This window comes from Afipia sp. GW823-FHT06G09, assembly GCF_058794875.1.
The window spans coordinates 135,626-155,659 of record NZ_JBXAHF010000001.1; the positions used below are offsets into that span (position 1 = coordinate 135,626).

The 20,034-nt window shown below is 61.7% G+C and carries 18 protein-coding genes and 2 tRNA genes; 6 read left to right on the forward strand and 14 right to left on the reverse strand.

All coding sequences use genetic code 11. The features are described from left to right. Position 1 precedes the first annotated feature (1 nt). The 4 genes from AC1Q67_RS00640 to AC1Q67_RS00655 form a co-directional block, all read right to left on the reverse strand. Positions 2 to 598 carry a NuoB/complex I 20 kDa subunit family protein gene (locus AC1Q67_RS00640; protein WP_024575288.1) on the reverse strand — a complete coding sequence of 199 codons (597 nt, stop codon included), beginning with the start codon at positions 596 to 598 and terminating at the stop codon, positions 2 to 4. Then, entirely contained in the window at positions 589 to 954 is a 366-nt protein-coding gene (locus AC1Q67_RS00645) for an NADH-quinone oxidoreductase subunit A (protein WP_024575287.1), read from the reverse strand. Before AC1Q67_RS00645 ends, AC1Q67_RS00640 begins: the two co-directional genes overlap by 10 nt. A 281-nt stretch (positions 955 to 1,235) precedes the next feature. Then, the gene (locus AC1Q67_RS00650) at positions 1,236 to 2,327 is read right to left on the reverse strand and encodes a tartrate dehydrogenase (protein ID WP_492235572.1); all 1,092 of its coding nucleotides are present in this window, start codon (positions 2,325 to 2,327) and stop codon (positions 1,236 to 1,238) included. A gap of 175 nt (positions 2,328 to 2,502) precedes the next feature. Further along, positions 2,503 to 3,381, reverse strand: coding sequence for an NmrA family NAD(P)-binding protein (locus tag AC1Q67_RS00655; protein ID WP_492235571.1), 879 nt, complete (start codon positions 3,379 to 3,381; stop codon positions 2,503 to 2,505). 147 nt (positions 3,382 to 3,528) lie between these two features. Here AC1Q67_RS00655 and AC1Q67_RS00660 point away from each other — a divergent pair, with 147 nt between their 5' ends. From AC1Q67_RS00660 to AC1Q67_RS00680, 5 genes are all read left to right on the forward strand, one after another. Further along, on the forward strand, positions 3,529 to 3,948 hold the full coding sequence (locus tag AC1Q67_RS00660; protein ID WP_029659783.1) for a MarR family winged helix-turn-helix transcriptional regulator: 420 nt from the start codon (positions 3,529 to 3,531) through the stop codon (positions 3,946 to 3,948). Between the two features lie 81 nt (positions 3,949 to 4,029). Continuing rightward, a tRNA-Asp gene (locus tag AC1Q67_RS00665) sits at positions 4,030 to 4,106 on the forward strand. A 273-nt stretch (positions 4,107 to 4,379) separates the two neighbouring features. After that, positions 4,380 to 4,679, forward strand: a complete 300-nt coding sequence (locus tag AC1Q67_RS00670; RefSeq protein ID WP_024575283.1) for an HU family DNA-binding protein — start codon at positions 4,380 to 4,382, stop codon at positions 4,677 to 4,679. 218 nt (positions 4,680 to 4,897) lie between these two features. After that, positions 4,898 to 6,169 (forward strand): peptidase T, encoded by a 1,272-nt coding sequence (gene pepT / locus AC1Q67_RS00675; protein ID WP_192817761.1) that lies wholly within the window; start codon positions 4,898 to 4,900, stop codon positions 6,167 to 6,169. Beyond that, complete coding sequence (locus tag AC1Q67_RS00680; protein WP_492235570.1) at positions 6,166 to 6,747, forward strand: hypothetical protein; 582 nt, start codon at positions 6,166 to 6,168, stop codon at positions 6,745 to 6,747. Before pepT ends, AC1Q67_RS00680 begins: the two co-directional genes overlap by 4 nt. A 172-nt stretch (positions 6,748 to 6,919) precedes the next feature. Here the strand turns inward: AC1Q67_RS00680 and AC1Q67_RS00685 are convergent, their stop codons facing one another. From AC1Q67_RS00685 to AC1Q67_RS00725, 9 genes are all read right to left on the reverse strand, one after another. Further along, positions 6,920 to 7,228 (reverse strand): YciI family protein, encoded by a 309-nt coding sequence (locus tag AC1Q67_RS00685; RefSeq protein ID WP_492235569.1) that lies wholly within the window; start codon positions 7,226 to 7,228, stop codon positions 6,920 to 6,922. A 97-nt stretch (positions 7,229 to 7,325) separates the two neighbouring features. Further along, positions 7,326 to 7,402 (reverse strand) — tRNA-Val (locus AC1Q67_RS00690). A 174-nt stretch (positions 7,403 to 7,576) separates the two neighbouring features. After that, positions 7,577 to 10,006, reverse strand: coding sequence for an endopeptidase La (lon, locus tag AC1Q67_RS00695; RefSeq protein ID WP_024575279.1), 2,430 nt, complete (start codon positions 10,004 to 10,006; stop codon positions 7,577 to 7,579). Positions 10,007 to 10,339: 333 nt separating this feature from the next. Continuing rightward, complete coding sequence (clpX, locus tag AC1Q67_RS00700; protein ID WP_024575278.1) at positions 10,340 to 11,614, reverse strand: ATP-dependent Clp protease ATP-binding subunit ClpX; 1,275 nt, start codon at positions 11,612 to 11,614, stop codon at positions 10,340 to 10,342. Positions 11,615 to 11,956: 342 nt separating this feature from the next. Then, on the reverse strand, positions 11,957 to 12,724 hold the full coding sequence (locus AC1Q67_RS00705) for a hypothetical protein (RefSeq protein ID WP_492235568.1): 768 nt from the start codon (positions 12,722 to 12,724) through the stop codon (positions 11,957 to 11,959). Positions 12,725 to 12,772: 48 nt separating this feature from the next. After that, on the reverse strand, positions 12,773 to 12,937 hold the full coding sequence (locus tag AC1Q67_RS00710; RefSeq protein ID WP_492235567.1) for a hypothetical protein: 165 nt from the start codon (positions 12,935 to 12,937) through the stop codon (positions 12,773 to 12,775). 56 nt (positions 12,938 to 12,993) lie between these two features. Continuing rightward, positions 12,994 to 13,446, reverse strand: a complete 453-nt coding sequence (locus AC1Q67_RS00715; RefSeq protein WP_492235566.1) for a hypothetical protein — start codon at positions 13,444 to 13,446, stop codon at positions 12,994 to 12,996. A gap of 77 nt (positions 13,447 to 13,523) precedes the next feature. Beyond that, positions 13,524 to 16,895 carry a CHAT domain-containing protein gene (locus AC1Q67_RS00720; RefSeq protein WP_492235565.1) on the reverse strand — a complete coding sequence of 1,124 codons (3,372 nt, stop codon included), beginning with the start codon at positions 16,893 to 16,895 and terminating at the stop codon, positions 13,524 to 13,526. A 269-nt stretch (positions 16,896 to 17,164) separates the two neighbouring features. Next, positions 17,165 to 17,797 carry an ATP-dependent Clp protease proteolytic subunit gene (locus AC1Q67_RS00725; RefSeq protein ID WP_024575273.1) on the reverse strand — a complete coding sequence of 211 codons (633 nt, stop codon included), beginning with the start codon at positions 17,795 to 17,797 and terminating at the stop codon, positions 17,165 to 17,167. A 336-nt stretch (positions 17,798 to 18,133) separates the two neighbouring features. On the opposite strand from AC1Q67_RS00725, the gene AC1Q67_RS00730 reads away from it, so the two are divergent. Further along, positions 18,134 to 18,580 carry a MaoC/PaaZ C-terminal domain-containing protein gene (locus tag AC1Q67_RS00730; protein ID WP_492235564.1) on the forward strand — a complete coding sequence of 149 codons (447 nt, stop codon included), beginning with the start codon at positions 18,134 to 18,136 and terminating at the stop codon, positions 18,578 to 18,580. A 34-nt stretch (positions 18,581 to 18,614) separates the two neighbouring features. Here the strand turns inward: AC1Q67_RS00730 and tig are convergent, their stop codons facing one another. Next, positions 18,615 to 19,973 (reverse strand): trigger factor, encoded by a 1,359-nt coding sequence (tig, locus tag AC1Q67_RS00735; RefSeq protein WP_492235563.1) that lies wholly within the window; start codon positions 19,971 to 19,973, stop codon positions 18,615 to 18,617. Between the last annotated feature and the right edge of the window lie 61 nt (positions 19,974 to 20,034).

A 20,034-nucleotide genomic window follows, 5' to 3' on the forward strand; every position in this document is an offset into this window, starting at 1 on the left:
ATTACCGTTCAATCGTTCCGGTGCGCCGGATCTTCTTCTGCAACAGCAGCACGCCGTAAAGCAGCGCCTCCGCGGTCGGCGGACAACCCGGAACATAAATGTCGACAGGCACGATGCGATCGCAGCCGCGCACCACCGAATACGAGTAGTGATAGTAGCCGCCGCCGTTGGCGCACGACCCCATCGAGATGACGTAACGCGGCTCCGGCATCTGGTCGTAGACCTTGCGGAGCGCAGGCGCCATCTTGTTGGTCAGCGTGCCGGCGACGATCATCACGTCGGACTGGCGCGGCGAAGCGCGTGGTGCGAAGCCGAAGCGCTCGACGTCGTAGCGCGGCATCGATACCTGCATCATCTCGACTGCGCAGCATGCGAGGCCGAAGGTCATCCACATCAGCGAGCCGGTGCGCGCCCAGGTGATCAGGTCGTCTGTCGCGGCAACGAAGAAGCCCTTGTCGGACAGCTCGCTGTTGATCTCGAGAAAGTACTTGTCGTCCGCGCCGACCGGCTGGCCGGTACGCGGATCGAGAATCCCGGTTGCCGCCTGCGAGACCGCGGGCTGCATGATCGAAGGCGCCGTGTTGGGGCTCAATCCCATTCGAGCGCTCCCTTCTTCCATTCATAGGCAAAGCCGACGGTCAGCACGGCGAGGAACACCATCATCGACCAGAACCCGGCGAGGCCGAGCTTGCCGAATGCCACTGCCCACGGGAACAGGAAGGCGACTTCCAGATCGAAGATGATGAAAAGAATGGCAACCAGATAGAACCGCACATCGAATTTCATGCGCGCATCGTCGAATGCATTGAAGCCGCATTCATAGGCAGAAAGCTTTTCCGGATCCGGCTGCTGATAGGCGACGATGAACGGTGCGATCAGAAGCGCGAGACCGATCACGGTCGCGACTCCGATAAACACCACAAGTGGCAGGTAATTCTGCAGAATTCCGCCCATCGGCGATCCTCATGCTGCCCGAATTTGTCCCGCGGATTCGCGAAACATTGGAATGGTTCGAAAGGGATAGCGCAGCGCAACAGGGAGGGCAAGACAAGCTGTTTTGAGGCCTGATCCGCTTTGATCGCCGATCGGAAACCCGGTGGCACCGGGCCTCCCGGCACCCAAAGCTCCACCGATGGACCCATCTGCGGCGCTTATTAGCAGCGACGCGAGACGGGGGAACGACGCCGGGAACAACGCAGTCTACGACCTTCGGCGTAGACCGCGAGCATCTGCCTTTATGACAGCAGACGCGCGATTTCCTTGCCGCATGCAACCGTGTCGGCCTGTCCGCCGAGATCGCGCGTCCGCAGCCTCTCGTCGGCCAGAACGGTCTCGATCGCCGACACAATCGCCTTGCCCGCTTCCGGCTCGCCGAGATGGTCCAGCATCATCGCGGCCGACCAGATCTGGCCGACGGGGTTGGCGATTCCCTTCCCGGCGATGTCCGGCGCGGAGCCGTGAACCGGCTCGAACAGCGAGGGAAACTTGCGTTCCGGATTGAGACTGCCGGACGGAGCAATGCCGATGGTGCCGGTGCAGGCCGGGCCGAGATCCGACAGGATGTCTCCGAACAGGTTCGAGCCGACCACAACGTCGAACCAGTCAGGGTGCAGGACGAAGTTCGCGGCCAGAATATCAATATGATACTTGTCCCACTTCACGCCCGGATAGGCCTTCGCCATCTCCTCCACGCGCTCGTCCCAGTACGGCATCGTGATCGAAATACCGTTCGACTTGGTGGCAGAGGTCAGGTGCTTCTTGGGGCGGGTTTGCGCAAGCTCAAAGGCGAACTTCAGGATCCGGTCGACGCCGGTACGTGACATGACGCTTTCCTGAATCACCACCTCGCGGTCGGTGCCCGGAAACATCCGCCCGCCGATGGACGAATACTCGCCCTCGGTGTTCTCGCGCACGACGAAAAAGTCGATATCGCCGGGCTTTCTGCCGGCCAGCGGCGACTTCACGCCGGGCATCAGGCGAACAGGCCGAAGGTTCACATACTGGTCGAACTCCCGGCGAAACTGGATCAGCGATCCCCACAGCGAAATGTGGTCCGGCAGGATCGACGGCATGCCCACCGCGCCGAAGAAGATCGCATCGTGGCTGCCGATCTGGGTCTTCCAGTCGTCCGGCATCATCTTGCCGTGCTTCTGGTAGTAGTCACAGGAGGCGAAGTCGAAACTGTCGAGCGTCAGTTCAAAATTGAACTTCTTTGCCGCCGCTTCCAGCACCCGCAACCCCTCGGGCACCACTTCCTTGCCGATGCCGTCGCCGGGAATCACGGCCAGCCTGTATTTCCTGTTGGTTCCGGTGCTGGTGGTCGGCATTAAACGTTTCCCCACATGATTTTGAGCGCGGTCGATCCTGCGTCGCCGGGCAGCAATACAGGAGATAGCGTCCCGGCTGAAATGACAATCGTGCTGGGTGGGGATGCCCGTGGCGCGGCCGTAGGAGCGGTCGGTCCGGCCCCGTGCGGCACGCGCCGTCCGGGACCGGCCGAAGTCAGGCGGAAAATTCCGCCCGGTGGAGTTCGACGAACTCAGGAACCGTTAGAGGCGGACGCCCTGTGACACGCTCGATGATATCGTTGGTGCCGGCGAAGATGCCGTCCTGATAGTCCTGCGCCACTTCGCACAGGTGTTGAACCAGGTGCTGCGGCGCATGCAGGCTTTCAAGCTGCGCCTTGAAGTCCGGAATGGACTGCGCGATGTAGCTGATCTCCTTGCCAAGCACCGTGGTGACCTGTGCAGCGATCTCATGGTGGTTCATTTCGGTGGAACCGTAGAGAGGATAGGTCTTTCCGGCATGAGGTGCCGGGTCCCTCAAAATCGCAGCGATCAACCGCCCCTGATCTTCTCCCGCGATCGGCGCGTGACGCCCCTCCCCGAACGGCAGCACGATCTGGCCCGTCGAAGCGATCCCGCTGCCGCGGCCGAAATACAGAAGCCACTGGGCGAAGAAGGTCGGGCGCAGATGCACGACCGGAATGCCGGACCGATCCAGCATCCGTTCACAGACCCAGTGCTGGCGAGCCGCGTTGCTCTTGGCATCCGAACGCGCCGAAATCTGCGACATGTTCACGATGAACTTCACACCCGCTTCTGACGCCGCCTGCGCGAAATACGCTGTCGCATCGACCAATCCACTCCGGATCGGATAGACAAAATAAGCTGCCGTTACGCCCCTGGTTGCGGCCCGCACGGCAGCGAGGTCCAGCAGATCGCCGACCATCACCTCCGCACCGAGGTCCCGCAACGCATCGGCCCGCGCGTCATCCCTGTGAACGAACGCCCGTACCTGGGCGCCCGCTTGTCTCAATTCGCGAACGGCGGCCTTCCCTGTCGAACCCGTCGCACCCGTCACCAGCATTAAATCGCTCATTTTCATCTCCTCCCAATACTAAGAGCATATGCTCCTATTATCCAAACCGGTCTTTGGCAAGGGCTTGACAAAAACAGGAGAATGTTCACCTAATTTTTGATCCCGGCTGCGACGGCCGGAACTCTTGAAACAGGAAGCGGACGGGTCATGGCGCAACCGGGACTGGACACGTGCAACTGCTTCGCCGTGCGCAAGGCGGCGCGCCGCATGACCCAGATCTACGACGCCGCGCTTGCGCCCTCAGGCGTGCGGGTGACGCAGTTCATGCTCCTGATGGCGCTGAACAAGGAAGGCGGCCTGTCGGTGAACCGGCTGGCCGAACTGATGGTGATGAATCGCACCACGATGGGGAAGAATCTCCGCCCCCTCGAACGCGATGGCCTCGTCGACGTCAGGGTTTCAAAAGAAGACCGTCGCAGCCGCGACATCCTGCTCACGCGAAAAGGCCGCTCCCTCCTCGACAAGGCTTATCCGCTCTGGCGGAACGCCCACGACAGCTTCGAACAGAAGCACGGCGCGAGGTTTGCGGAGCAATTTCGCTCCGTACTCAGCGCGGTCACAGGCTGATCGTGTAAAAAGTCTGCAGTGCTTGACTTGGCAGGGCGGCACCTTTAAGTCCGGGACCCTGCGGTCCGCTGATGCGGCCTTGCGGGAGTAGCTCAGTTGGTTAGAGCGCCGGCCTGTCACGCCGGAGGTCGCGGGTTCGAGCCCCGTCTCTCGCGCCAAATTATCTCATAAAAACAATCAGTTCCTGCTTCGCACGTTCGCGCCGGACTACACCGTCCGTCCGGGGTCGGGCCGACGCGCAGCGCCCGTTCCGAGGCCACATTTGCGAGGGTGTTGTTGCATTTCCCCTTGTGTGTCAGGCTCTTTTCCACCGCCGATTTAAATAAGGCGCTATTTACAGGCAAAACTCGTAGTCAGGACGCTCCCGAATCAAATAAGCCCTGATGTACCGTTGGTTTTGTGAAGCCTAGTATCCACGAGGAGGGCCAAATATGGCAAAGAAAGCAGCTACCCCAGCGACCATTACCCTGAAGCACCTTGCCGCTGCTCTCGCCGAAGAGCACGAGTTGTCGAAGAAGACCGCTGAAACCATCCTCGGCGACCTCGTCACCAAGATCACCAAGCACCTGAAGAAGGGCGAGCGTATCCGCATCGTCGGCCTCGGCATCCTCCAGGTTCGCAAGCGCGCCGCCCGTATGGGCCGCAACCCGGCCACCGGCGAAGCGATCCACATCAAGGCGAGCAAGAAGGTTGCCTTCCGTGCTGCCAAGGAATTGAAGGAAGCCGTCTAAGTCCGGCATCCAGACTTTAAGGCCCGACGCCATTCCGGTACCGCCGGGATGGCGTTTTTCATTGAGCCAGGGCAGGCAGCATTTCGCCGTCACCGACTGCTCGTCATTGCCGGGCTTGACCCGGCAATCCATCTTTCACGAAATGCATTTCACGTGATGGATACGCGGGTCATAGGCGAGCGGAAGCGATGCCGTTCTTCAAACGGCTATGCCCGCGTATGACGATCGAAACCGGAGCCACCATCTTGCCCGTCATCTTCTCTCATACCGTTCTTGACCGTTTCCTGCGTTACGTCCGCATCGACACCCAGTCCGACGCATCCTCTCCCACCTGCCCGTCCACCGAGAAGCAGAAGGACCTCGGCCGCCTGCTCGCGCAGGAGTTGCGCGATCTGGGACTCGCCGACGCCCATATGGACGAACTCGGCTATGTCTACGCGACGCTGCCCGCCAATACCGCGAAAACCGTGCCGGTCATCTGCTTCTGCTCGCACATGGACACTTCGCCGGACTGCACCGGCAAGGACGTCAAGCCGCAGATCGTTCGCAACTATCAGGGCGGCGACATCGTCTTGCCCGCCGATCCATCGCAGGTTATTCGCGCGGCGGACAATCCGGCGCTCAAAGACCAAATCGGCAGCGACATCGTCACCACCGACGGCACCACCCTTCTGGGCGCCGACAACAAGGCCGGCGTCGCCGAGATCATGGATGCCATGCAGGTCCTGATCGCCAATCCGCAGATAAAACACGGCGCGATCAAAGTTCTTTTCACGCCGGACGAGGAAATAGGCCGCGGAGCGGACAAGGTCGATCTCAAGAAGCTCGGCGCCGCGTTCGGCTACACCATCGACGGTGAAAGCGCCGGCCATCTCGAAGACGAGACCTTTTCGGCGGACGGCGTGACCATCACCATCCAGGGCGTCAGCATCCATCCGGGCTTTGCCAAGGGGAAGATGGAGCACGCGCTCAAGATCGCATCGCGCATCGTCGACCGGCTGCCGAGGGACCTTGCCCCGGAAACCACCGAGGGCCGTGAAGGCTTCCTGCATCCGGTCGGGCTTCAGGGCGGCCTCGACAGCGCGACGCTGTCGCTGATCGTACGCGATTTCACCGTGCAGGGCCTGAAGGAGAAAGAGGCGCTGCTGGAGGACATCGTGCGCGGCGTCATCAAGGACTTCCCGCATTCGACCTATAAATTCGAGGTCAAGGAACAGTACCGCAACATGAAGGAGGTGCTCGACCGTCATCCGGAAGTGGTCGAGCATGCGCTGGAAGCGATCGGCCGCGCCGGACTCCAGCCTGTCCTGAGCAGCATCCGTGGCGGCACCGACGGCTCGCGCCTGTCATTCATGGGGCTGCCCTGCCCGAACATCTTCGCCGGCGAACACGCCTTCCACTCGCGCCTCGAATGGGTCAGCGTTCAGGACATGGAAGCGGCGGTGCGCACCATCGTCCATCTCGCCGCGATCTGGGAGGAAAAGGCATGATCCGGATTGTGAACCGCCTCGCCGCGGTGCTCTCGCTCGCTCTCCTTGTGCCGCTCAACGCACAGGCGCAGGACCAACGGTTTGACATCACCGTGACCGCGGATGCCACCAAGACCAACGGCAGCCCGTGGGACGGCGTGCCCCGGCTCGGCAATTCAAAGCTCAACCTCAATGCGGCGCCCGACATCGCCGTGTGCCTTGTGCGCGCCAATGCAAAACCCGAATGCCTGTGGCGGCCGCAAGGGCGTCGCCTTCTCTCGATGTGCCAAAACGCGCTGACCTGCAAATTCGACAATGTCGCGCTTGCGCCGCTCCCGATCGGGCTGGTGTTCGTCGATATCGACGCGCGCAATCACGACATCATCGACGTAGCCGTCCTTACCGACAGAACCGACGCGAAGGCGAATGAGGACATCGCGGATTCCCTGCGCACCGCGATGAGCGTGCTGACGCCGCACCGCTCCGAGGACACCAAGGAGCGTCTCGTTCGCAGCGCGAAACTGCTTGCCCTTGCCGATTGTGCCGGCGGAAAGCCATGCCGCCTGACGCAATCGCAGTTCGTCCTGACGAGGCGCTAGCGCAAGCATAGTTCGACATCGGATGTGCTCCCTCTCCCCAGTGGGGAGAGGGTTGGGGTGAGGGGCTAGGTCTATCGAGAGATTCTACGCCCTCACCCGCCGCGCTTCGCGCGTCGACCTCTCCCCACGGGAGAGGTGAGACAGAACCATACATCCGTTGATTCGAAGTGCCCTAGCCCCGCATCCGCAGTTGAAGCATCGGCAGCACCTCATAGCGTGCGCCGATGTTGGCCTTGACCATCGGGTCCTCCGCAACGATGGCGCGGACATCGTCGGCGCTCTCGTCGTCGGCCATCTCGAACAGCGACATGCCCCAGCCGCCCGCCGGATCGGCCACCGGCCCGTGCGCGACAACGCCGCCCTGCTCCAGCAAGGCCTGCAAGAACTCGCCGTGCGATTTCATCAGCACCTTTTGCTCGGGGGTCATGGTCTTGAGGAAGTCCGGCCCCGGAGGGACGAAGCGGCAAAGGAAGTACTTCATCGATCACTCCGCGCTGACAGCAGTGAGAGGGGCAAAGACTTCGCGATGCTAGGGCACGCAACATGGCGGCGCCATGACAGGATGGCAAGCGCATGGGTGGTAGGCGGTGACGGATTCGAACCGCCGACCCTCTCGGTGTAAACGAGATGCTCTAACCAGCTGAGCTAACCGCCCTCATGGCCTGTTTAGCGTTCCTCGGCCCCGGTGTGCAAGCCGTCCTGAGGTGCGAAACCGCCTCTCAATCAGCGGGGCGGCATCGGCCATCGATCTTCCTGCGGATTGCTGCCGGATGCCGATAAAAAAAACGGCGCCCGAAGGCGCCGTTTTATCATCAATTCAGCGTATCACTCAGTGCGCGGTGGTCAGGCCGCCTGTGGCCTCATCGGCCTCAGGCGTTGCCAGCGCCTTGACGTCCTCTTCCCAGACGATCGGGGTCGGAACCCGCACCAGCGCCTTGGCCAGCACTTCGTCCATCCGCGCGACCGGGATGATTTCCATGCCGCCCTTGATGGCGTCGGAAATCTCCGTGAGGTCCTTGGCGTTGTCCTCAGGAATGAAGACCGTCTTGATGCCGCCACGAGCGGCCGCAAGCAGCTTCTCCTTCAGACCGCCGATCGGCAGCACCCGGCCCCGCAGCGTGATCTCGCCGGTCATGGCGACATCATGCCGGATCGGAATGCCGGTCAGCACCGAGACGATGGACGTCGTCATCGCGACACCGGCAGACGGACCATCCTTCGGCGTCGCACCTTCCGGCACGTGCACGTGGATGTCGCGGCGGTCGAACAACGGCGGCTCGATGCCGTAGTTGATCGCTCGCGAGCGGACGTAGGACGCAGCAGCCGAAATCGACTCCTTCATCACGTCGCGCAGGTTGCCCGTCACCGTCATGCGGCCCTTGCCGGGCATCATGACGCTTTCAATGGTCAGCAGCTCGCCGCCCACCTCGGTCCACGCCAGACCGGTCACAACACCGACCTGGTCCTCGCTGTCGATCTCGCCGTAGCGATACTTCGGCACACCGAGGAACTCCTCGACAACGGCCGCAGTCACCTTCACCGACTTCTTCTTCGAGATCATGAGTTCCTTCACACCCTTGCGGGCCAGTGTCGAAATCTCACGCTCGAGGTTACGCACGCCCGCTTCGCGGGTGTAGCGGCGGATCAGGAACAGCAGCGCTTCGTCGTCGATCGACCATTCCTTCGAGTTCAGGCCGTGCTTGGCGATCGCATTCGGGATGAGATGCTTGCGGGCGATCTCAACCTTCTCGTTCTCGGTGTAGCCGGCGATGCGGATGATCTCCATGCGGTCCATCAGCGGTCCGGGAATATTGAGCGTATTCGCGGTCGTGATGAACATCACGTTGGAGAGGTCGTAATCCACCTCGAGGTAGTGATCGTTGAACGTGCCGTTCTGCTCGGGGTCGAGGACCTCAAGCAGAGCCGACGACGGATCGCCGCGGAAATCGGCGCCCATCTTGTCGATCTCGTCCAGCAGGAACAGCGGGTTCGAGGTCTTCGCCTTGCGCATCGACTGGATGATCTTGCCGGGCATCGAGCCGATGTAGGTGCGGCGGTGTCCGCGGATTTCCGCTTCATCCCGCACGCCGCCCAGCGACACGCGCACGAACTCACGTCCGGTCGCCTTCGCGATCGACTTGCCAAGCGAGGTCTTGCCGACGCCCGGAGGGCCGACGAGGCACAGGATCGGTCCGGTCAGCTTGTTGGCGCGGGACTGCACGGCGAGATACTCGACGATGCGGTCCTTGACCTTCTCAAGCCCGTAGTGATCCGAGTCGAGCACTTCCTGCGCGGCAACGAGGTCCTTCTTGACCTTGGACTTCTTGCCCCATGGAATCGACAGCAGCCAGTCGAGATAGTTGCGCACGACCGTCGCCTCGGCGGACATCGGAGACATCTGCCGCAGCTTCTTCAGTTCATGCGCCGCCTTCTCGCGAGCTTCCTTCGAGAGCTTGGTCTTGTTGATCTTCTCTTCGAGATCAGCAAGTTCGTCGCGGCCTTCGTCGTCGCCGAGCTCCTTCTGGATCGCCTTCATCTGCTCGTTGAGGTAGTACTCGCGCTGGGTCTTCTCCATCTGGCGCTTGACGCGCGAGCGGATCTTCTTCTCAACCTGCAGCACCGAGATCTCGCTCTCCATCAGGCCCATCACCTTCTCAAGGCGCTGGGAGACGGACAACGTTTCCAGGATAGTCTGGCGATCGGAGATCTTGACGGCGAGATGCGACGCCACGGTGTCCGCGAGCTTCGCGAAATCCGTGATCTGCTGAACGACCCCCACCACTTCGGCGGAAATCTTCTTGTTTAGCTTCACATAGCTCTCGAAGTCGGACACGACCGAACGCGACAAAGCCTCCGCCTCGACGCTCTTGGCATCGACGTCGGCAAGGGCCACGGCTTCGGCCTCATAGAAATCGGAGCGATCGGAATACTTGCCGGCCTTCGCGCGCTCCAGGCCTTCGACCAGCACCTTCACGGTGCCGTCGGGAAGCTTCAGGAGCTGCAGCACGCTGGCGAGCGTACCGATCTCGTAAATTGCATCCGGAGCCGGATCGTCATCGGACGCGTTCTTCTGCGTCGCGAGGAAAATCAGCGCATCGTTCTTCATGACCTCTTCGAGCGCCTTGATCGACTTCTCGCGGCCGACGAACAGCGGCACGATCATGTGCGGGAAGACGACGATGTCGCGAAGCGGCAGCACCGGATAAGAGTGGCTTTCGCCGTAAACGATGACTGGACGAGGCTTTGAGGCAGTTGTCATGCCCATAATCCTTTTGTTGCGCCCCCTTGCACGCAATCCGCCTTTCCTGACGCGACTGCCACAAGGTGCCTTGTGTGCCGAACAAAGAAGGAGCTCTTTTGAGCCAGCAGCCGCGGTGCGGCCTCTCCCTGTCCGGGTAGGTGTGCTGCGACTCGATAGACTTACCTTGCCGCAGCACACCATTAGGTGGCTATGGTGCATGGGGGTGTCAAGAGAGCGAAAAACCCCTGCCAGACTTGGGTTATTCTAAAGTCGTGTAAAACGCGGAACCGGCTGCCGAGGGGGCTCGGCAGCCGGTTCCTGTTGAAAACCTCAGTGGTCTATGCGGCCTGCTCAGGCGCTCGCGCTGGTCTCAGCCGCGCGGTCAGACCGGTCGGCATAGATGTACAGCGGACGCGCCGTCGCCTCGACCACTTCGCGCGAAATGACGACTTCCTCGACGCCTTCAAGGCCCGGAAGGTCGAACATGGTCTCGAGCAGAATGCTTTCGAGGATCGACCGCAACCCGCGCGCGCCGGTCTTGCGCTCGATGGCCTTGCGGGCCACCGCGCCAAGCGCTTCGTCGGCGAAGGTCAGCTCGATATTCTCCATCTCGAACAGCCGCTGGTACTGTTTCACCAGCGCGTTCTTCGGCTCGACCAGGATCTTCTTCAGCGAAGCCTCATCGAGGTCCTCGAGCGTCGCCACAACCGGCAGACGTCCGACGAATTCCGGGATCAGACCGTACTTGAGCAGATCTTCCGGCTCGACCTCGCGGAAGATTTCGCCCGTGCGGCGGTCTTCCGGCGCCAGAACCTGTGCAGCGAAGCCGATCGACGTGGTCCGCCCGCGCGAGGAGATGATCTTCTCCAGGCCCGAGAACGCACCGCCGCAGATGAAGAGGATGTTGGTCGTGTCCACCTGCAGGAACTCCTGCTGTGGATGCTTGCGTCCGCCCTGCGGCGGCACGGAAGCGACCGTTCCTTCCATGATCTTCAGCAGCGCCTGCTGCACACCCTCGCCCGACACGTCGCGGGTGATCGACGGATTGTCGGACTTGCGCGAAATCTTGTCGATTTCGTCGATGTAGACGATGCCGCGCTGGGCGCGCTCGACGTTGTAGTCGGCCGCCTGCAACAGCTTCAGGATAATGTTCTCGACGTCCTCACCAACGTAACCGGCTTCGGTGAGCGTGGTCGCGTCAGCCATCGTGAACGGCACGTCGAGGATGCGGGCGAGCGTCTGCGCGAGCAGTGTCTTGCCCGAACCGGTTGGACCGATCAGCAGGATGTTCGACTTCGCCAGCTCAACATCGTTGTGCTTGGTCTGATGGTTGAGGCGCTTGTAGTGGTTGTGGACCGCGACCGAGAGCACCTTCTTGGCGTGCTGCTGACCGATCACGTAATCGTCCAGAACCTTGCAAATCTCCTTCGGCGTCGGAATACCGTCGCGCGACTTCACCAGCGACGACTTGTTCTCCTCGCGGATGATGTCCATGCACAGTTCGACGCATTCATCGCAGATGAATACGGTCGGGCCCGCAATGAGTTTGCGGACTTCGTGCTGGCTCTTCCCGCAGAACGAGCAATAGAGAGTGTTCTTTGAATCGCTCGTACCGACCTTGCTCATTCCTATCTCCGTCCGCCGCTCGATCTTGTTCTAGGGGCTTGCCCCATCCCGGCACACACCGAGATGATGTGTAGATAGGAGCAAAAACCGTACCAAAAAAGACCCGTCACCTCAGTTACCGTGCGAATCACGGCTCAATCGAATCCTGATCCACGGTCCCTAGCCAACCATGGTGACACCCGACTATCAAGAATTCGCTAACCGCCCAACCATTCAACTCCGTGATCTTGGCGCAATTTTGCGCGATTTCAGGAGCTTGGCCTGTCGAATTCATTGCAGCGTTGCGGGAATGACACGGGCCTCTGCCCGATGGAACTCCGCCGGGCGGACACCGGTTGGCAGCTATGTGCCCAGGATGCCCTTGAGGCCCGCATATATCGACCCGGCCGCTGTGGACAAGATGCCAAGCAGCGGGCCAGCCGTGCGCATCAATTCCTGAATGATTCTCGCCCGGCGCCGGAGCTGCTCCTCCCCGACATACGGCCCGAGAAAACGAGCTGCTTGGTAGGCGGCGGCATTCGGCCGATCCACCTGAGACAGGGAACTGGCCAGCAGCTGCAAGATCAGGATGCCGAGAATGTTGCCGGTCAGGAACGCCAGCGCGATGCTCGCCGAATACTCCAGCACCTCGCGCCATTCCACCCACGATCCCGGAAGGATCGGAACATGGTCGTTCAGGCCCGTCACGGTCAGCATACAGAACACGCTGAGCAGCGCCGTCAGGATGCCGACAACGGCGGCGCCGCGATAGCCGATTTTCTGAACCGCGTAGATGGCGAAGCCGAACGGCAACGGAATGATCACCGAGGCGATCCGCAGGTAGAGCGGCGACACGTTCAGTACGATGGTGACGATGATATGCGCCGCGACCAGCAGGATCGCCGGAATCAGGATGTAACCGATACTGTGAACCGCGAACGATCTGACAGGATGGCGCCGCCGGTAAAGCCGCGCGCTGACATTGTCGAACTCGCGCCTTATCTTTTCGATGTCCGAGACGATGCTCTCGATTTCGAGAAGCACCGGGCGCACCACCCGCAGGTCGCGCGAGCAGTGCTTGCAGACCAGCGCTTCGTCTTTCACCTTCTCGGCGCAAAAAGGACATTCCATCAGAATGCCGCTGGGTGAGATGTAAGGAAAGCGAACCGTCCGGACATATCAACCCCGCCGCAACGAGAGGCGCTGGCGCCGCCGCAATGCTTCAAGCTCCGCCTTCGCCTGCATCAGTTCTTCGCGGGCCAGAGTCCGCTTGCGGACGAGGTCGTCCCGTTCGGCGATCAGCGTTTCCGGAATCGTGATGTCGCGCGAGCACGAACTGCACACCAGCGCCTCGGCGACTGTCGGCTGTGCGCAAAAGGGACAATGTGCCGGCATGCGGCTCAGGGCGCGACTTTAAGGGTGAAGCTGGTGGTCGCAGTGCGTCCCTCCGAATCCTTCACATCCACGCGAATGACATGATCGCCGGCCGGCAATTCCGCATCGGGCATGTCGATCCCGTCCGGCTTGACGAACGGCTTCATTCGCGGCGTCAGATCGACCGACGGGCTCTTGATGTAAGTTACCTTCAGCGAATCCGTATCGATCCTGGCCCCGCCGAATGACTCGAACTTCAATTGAAGACGCATCGGCGACTTCGCTGGATCGGCAGTCCCGACAAAGGCGACCTTGGGTCCGCGCGTGATGCCGCGGGTGGCAACCGCGACCGCGCCTGCGGGCGGAGGAAGCTTGGCCTCGTCGGCGGAAATCAGAACGGTGCCAGCGCTGACCGGGGGCGCAGCCATCAGGACGAAACCGGTTGCGAGCACCGCAACCTGCAACAACGACCGGCGCATCTCAAATCTCCTCAACCGCAATGCCGCAAGTCTACAGCACGACATCTTCCTTCGAAAGACACTTTGCCTGTCCTTCCTTAACGCCCGCCGCCGTCACCGATAATCGAATACGGCGCCCAGAACAGTGGATGCGCGTAGGCGAACTCTGTCTTGCCGTTCGCACCGAGGTAACCCGGCCCGTCAGCCAGCGCCATCATCGCCTGCCGCAGCGCCTCGCCGCGTGTCAGCTTCGGATCATCGGCCTGCCGCTTGAACAGATCCGTCACCAGCTCGCGGGCCGACTGCGAATGCACCGACCAGTTGGTCACCAGAAGCGCACGTGTCCCGGCGTAGAAGAACGCCCGGCCAAGACCGGATGCGGCCTCGGCACCCGCGCCTGCTCCGGCCGCCGTGTTGCAGGCGGACAGCACGACCCAGTCGGCATCGAGCTTGAGCGACAGAATTTCCTCCATCGTCAGCAGCCCGTCGCCATCGCCGTCGGAGATCGCGGGCGCCGACAGCGCCAGCGCCGGTTGCGTCAAGCCATCCAGTTCGCCCGGCACCAGACCATGCGTGGCGAAGGCGACAATCTTGAACCCCGAGAGGTCCATCGACTTCACCTTCTTCTCGTTCGCGTCCTTGCCGAGGTTGAGAACCTTGGTGGGATCGGCCTGGAGCGCGAGCGCGATCGAGGTCAGTTCTTCCGAGGTATCGGGCAAGCGCGGCAACTGTCCAAGCTGCGCACTGTCGACGCCCTCGAGCTGCGGGCTGTTGCGCCGCTTGAGCGGCACGCCGCGCGTGGCGACCGAAGCATCGGCGACCTGTATCAGTTTGTCGGTCTTCGCCGCCTCATCCGCCTGCTCCTTGCTGAAGTAAGGATCACCGAACGCGATCAGATCCTGCCGCGTGGCCTTGCCCGCCGGCAGCTTGCGCAACGTCAGCAAGGCAGATGCCGACGGCACCAGCGTTACCGCATGAGTCCGCGCCAGCCAGGGCACGTTGCGATAGCTCACGAACAGAGGGTCGTCATTCGTTTTGATTTCGGCGGGGGCGGTCGGCAGCAGCGAGAGCGGCAGCAGGCCGAGCCCGCCGTTGGTCACGACGATCAGGCTTTTCGCTGGCTTCCAGCTGCTCTCCAGCGGCTTCAGCAACTGATCGTACAGCTCCGACGCCAGTTTCACATCGAATGCCGGAATGTCCGAGATCATCGCCGCCTTCGGCTCCAGCGCCTCGCGCAGCTTGGTCACGGTCGCGTTCAGATCGCCGAGCGACATCTTGATCCGGGCGAACTGCACCGGGGCGTCCTTCCGCACCACCCAGATGAAGCTGTCGAAGCGGCCGAAGTAGAACGACAGCAGCGCCTCCTCTCCCGTGAGCTGTTTTTGCAGGTCGCTCGCGTTCGGCGGCGGCGGGTTCACAAGATTTCCGTAGTCGGGAAACTTCTTCGCAATCTCGCCTAGCGTCTGCGTCCGTGCAGCCTGCAATGCCGCGATTTCCGCCTGCGTTGCCTTGACGGCTTTCTCCTCGCGTTCGGCGGGAGGAAGGGTCAGCAGGTTGTTCAGCGTGGCGACCGCCGCACCGATCCGCTTTTCATTGTCCTGCGACGTACGCATCAGCTTGGCGAGTTCAGGATTGCTGGTGGACGCACGGGCGGACGACGCCTGCAATGCGCGTTGCACAGATTGCCCGCGCAGCAGATCCGCATAGGCAAAGGTTTCCTCTGCAACATTGGGGGGCGCAGCCGCCGGATTGAGCGCCAGCGTGCGGAGATAACCTTCGACCACGAACCGGATGCGGCCTTCGCGCGCCGCGGCCGTCGATCCGCTGTCGTCGTCGCTGCCGCCGGATGCGGTCTGCAGGACCGGGATGGAATCCTTGTACGCCTGCAGCGCCTCGTTGGTCCTGCCCTTGCGCGCCAGCGCTATCGCATAATAGCCGCGCGCAACAGCGGTATTGAGGCTCTTGTCGCCCGAGCGTGCCCTTTCCCGTTCATACGATCGCTGCGCAATTTCAAGCGCGTTGTCGTAGTTGCCTTGCGTGAGCAGGATGGAGACACGGGCAAGGCCACCGCTCACCGCTTCACGGCGCGAAGGCTCCCATTTCGCTGTCCAGACGTCGACCTGATCGTAGAGCTTGGTGGCCTCTTCATACTTGCGTTCAAGATTCAAAATCTGCGCAAGGAAGACATTCGCATTGACCATCTGACCGGAGTCGTCGGCGTAGCCGAGCCCCTTGTAGATATCGATGACTTCGCGCTGAAGCCGTTCGGCCTCTGCGTAACGGCCCTGCTCTTGAACCACATAAACGAACACCGACAGAATGCCCGCGGTGTCGGCATGGAATTTACCGGACTTGCTGAGGCGGCTGAGCAACGCGCGCCGCACATCCGCCTCGCCTTCGCCGACACGCCCCTGCTTGACCTTGGTACGGCCTTCAAACGCCGTGGCCCAATCAATGAACCGCTCCATCTCGCCTTCGGCGGGCTTGCTTTCCCACTGCGACATAGTCGCCAGCGAGTTCGCATAGAAGATGCCGGACTTGCGATAGGCGGCCTCCGCGTCGGCAAAGCGCCCCCGCGCCTCCGCGACCCGCGCGATGCCGTCCTCGAGGATGGCCTGCCAGGCCATTCCGTAGATCGGAAAGCCCTGCCACCGGCGCGCCTCATCCATCAGGCTGCGATTTCGCGCGACGTAGGATTCCGCCGTGTTCACGTCTCCGGACTGGAGCGAGAGGATTGTCACGGCGTTATGGAGACCGAACAGGCGCCCCTTGCCCTTGGGCATGGCGGAGAACGTGGCGATCTGTTTGGTGTACATCGCCATCGCGCGCTTATTCTCGCCCTTGTCGCGCAGGCGGCGGATCAGAAAATCCTCGTAGCGGCTCACGACGTTCTTGTAGTCGTCACCCTTGCCAAGCGAGACCGCCAGTTCCGCATCGGCCAGCGCATCATTGCTGCGGCCGACGAGCGTTCGTGCCTGCCCTCGCTTGTAGTGGAACGCCGCGAGTTCGTTCCCCTTCAAACCGGCCGGGACCGGTGCATCGGCCGTCGCGTTCAACTCGGCGATCTTGGCGGGATCCGGCTTCTGCTGGTCGAGAATCGCCGTGATGTCCGACACCGTGCGCGGCGGCGCCACGAGCGTCGTCGCGTTTTTCGCAAGCGCCGCGGCGCCTGCGGCGATGTCCTCCTTCTTCGGCGCGGACACCTTCGCGGCGTCGAACAGCGCCGCCTTCGGCCGTGCGGCCATCATCGCATTGCGGACACACGGCGTGGCAGCGGCTTTCGCGCGCGCCATGCAGGCTTCATGCGGTCCGCCGCTCTGCTTGCACGCCATGTAGGTGGGTCGGCCGATCGAGTTGCGGCAGCTTTCGCGCGCCTGCTCGAGTTCAAGCGCCGAGGCTGGAACAGTGGTGATGAACGAGCAGAGCGAAACGATGAACGCGGCCAAGCCGCTCTTTGCTGCTGTCATCATGGGTCTGCTCCCGGACATTGTCGTTCCCACCGAAATGCGGCGTGTCCGGAGCGCAATTGGAGACCGTCCAAAAAATACAGATCGAAATAAGACGGGCCAAACGTCCCGGATCAATTGAGATAATTAGCGGCCAATAACAGATTGCGGTCAAGTACGGCCCGCGGACGAAACCGCAAAAACCACCTATCCAATTGGGTAGTGCCACCCAAACGAAAACGGACGCCCGAAGGCGTCCGCATTGACTGTCACAACCAGGCCGGGAACCTGAGTTACGGCGCTTTCGGCGCTGTTTCCTCGGCGCGCTTGTCGATCACCTTGTCAACCAGACCGAAGTCCTTCGCCATTTCGGCGGTCAGGAACTTGTCGCGCTCCAGCGCGTCCTCGATCGCCTTGTAGGGCTGGCCGGTGTGCTTGACGTAGATCTCGTTCAGCCGCTTCTTCAGGTTCAGGATTTCCTGCGCGTGCAGCATGATGTCGGTGGCCTGGCCCTGGAACCCGCCCGATGGCTGGTGGACCATGATCCGCGAGTTCGGCAGCGAGAAGCGCATGTCCTTCTCGCCGGCGGCGAGAAGCAGCGAACCCATCGATGCCGCCTGCCCCGTGCAGAGCGTGGAGACCGGCGGGCGGATGAACTGCATGGTGTCATAGATCGCCAGACCCGACGTCACCACGCCGCCGGGCGAGTTGATGTACATCGAGATTTCCTTCTTCGGATTCTCAGCTTCCAGGAACAGGAGCTGCGCGACGATCAGCACCGACATGCCGTCCTCGACCGGACCGGTCACGAAAATGATGCGCTCTTTCAGGAGGCGCGAAAAAATGTCGTACGCCCTCTCGCCGCGGTTGGTCTGCTCGACCACCATCGGCACGAGGTTCATGTAGGTTTCAACGGGATCGCGCATTTATCACCTGAAGGTTAGTTGAGGCGCAGCCGGACGTCTTGGGGACTTGAAGGGTTCCGGCGGACGATGTGCCTCGTGATGCAGAAGGGTCGGACCCTACAGATATAGCAAGGTAGCCCGGCCACAAGAGCGGGAAAAAGCCCAAGAAGGCCCAAGCCCGGCCAGTTGAAGCCGATTCGGCCGGGGGCGAAAAGCGACGCGGCCGGATCGGAAGGGCTTATTCGGCCCGTATCGTTAATGGTTTTTCGGCCGCCGTGGGCTTGATCCGCGAGGTAATGGCCGCACGGACCCGACCTGCTATCGTCGGCCCCTTCTCACGGTCAGGACCATCCCCTCATGCTTTACGCCGAAGATCTCACGGTCGGGCAACGTTTTCCGTTTCGCGCCTATCCGATCGGGCAAGCCGAAATCATCGAATTTGCGGAACGTTTCGACCCGCTCTTTATCCATGTCGATCCGGTCGCCGCCAGGAACGGGCCCTTCGGCGGCATCATCGCCAGCGGATTGCACACCACGGCGATCTATCAGCGGCTGATTGTCGAGGCGATGTGGTGGCAGGTCGCCGGCGTTGCGGGCACCCGCATCGAATCCAGATTTCAGAGACCGGTCCGCCCCGGCATGACGCTCACGGGGCACGCAGAGATCGCCGAGATAGCGCTTCGGCCCGAACGGAAGAATGCCGTCATCACGATCCGCAGCCAGCTGACCGACGGAACCGATACGGTTCTGTCGGTCGTCCTGGATGCCGTAATCCATTTGCGACCCGATCACCCGCAGCCGTAGCTGACGATGACCGGTCCGGTCGCAGCGGCCGCTATCAGGCGGCCGTCTTGTCTTCTTCTTCCTTGAGCAGGTCGTCGCGCGAGACCTTCTTTTCGGTCACGTTGGCAAGCTCGAGGATGAAATCGACGACCTTGTCCTCGTAGATCGGTGCGCGAAGCTGGGCCAGCGCGTTCGGGTTGCTGCGATAGAAATCCCAGACTTCCTTCTCGCGGCCCGGCGACTGGCGCGCACGGTCGATCAGCGCACGGCTGACCTCATCGTCGGTGACGGTGATCTTGTTCTTCTCACCGATCTCGGAGAGCACGAGGCCGAGGCGAACGCGGCGATCCGCGATCTTGTGATACTCTTCCTTCGCCGCCTCCTCGGTGGTGTTCTCGTCGGCAAAGGTCTTGCCGGTCGATTCCATCTCGGCCTTGATCGAGTTCCACATCAGGTTGAACTCTTCCTCGACCAGCGACGGCGGCGGACCGAACTTGTGGGTCTCGTCGAGCTTGTCGAGCAGCGTACGCTTCACGCGCTGACGCGAGGCGCCGGAGAATTCCTGCACGAGACGCTCGCGCATGGCTTCCTTCAGCTTGTCGAGCGATTCCATGCCGAGGTTCTTGGCGAACTCGTCATCGACCTTCGACTCCTGCGGCGCTTCGATCAGGCTCGCGGTGGTCTCGAATTCCGCGTCCTTGCCGGCGAGATTCGGCGCGGCATAGTTCTTCGGGAACGAGGCCTTCACGTTGCGGGTTTCGCCCGACGCGATGCCGATGAGCTGGTCTTCGAAGCCCGGAATGAAGGTGCCCGAGCCGATCACGACCTGGATGTTCTCGCCGGTGCCGCCGTCGAACGCCACGCCGTCGATGGTGCCCTTGAAGGCAACAGTGACGCGATCGCCCTTCTCGGCCTTCGCGCCTTCCGCCTTCGCCTCATAGGGGCGGCTCTGGTCGGCGATGCGCTTCAGCGCTTCGTCGATGTCGGCATCGGTCACTTCCGCCACCGGCTTCTCGACATTGAAGGTCTTGAAGTCAGCCAGTTCGATCGCGGGCACGACTTCGATCGCGACCGAATAGTTCAGGTCGGACTTGCCCGCCAGAATGTTTTCGATTTCCTTTTCCTCGGTCGGCATCGTGACCTTGGGTTCGGTCGCAAGACGGAAACCGCGCTCGGTGAAAATTCCGGCGTTGGTGTCGCGGATCAGCTGCTCGACGGTCTCGGCGGCGACGGAGCGGCCGTAGACCTTCTTGAGGTGAGCGACAGGCACCTTGCCGGGACGGAAACCGTTCAGCCGGACCTTGTCCTTCATGTCGACAAGACGGGCATCCACCTGGGCATCGATATCCGATGCGGGAACGCTGACCTTGAACTCGTGCTTCAATCCCTCGGCGAGGGTCTCGGTGACCTGCATGGCGTCAATCTTCTTCCGGCTTGACCCGGCGCCGCCGGGTCGTTGTCAATCGATTGGATAC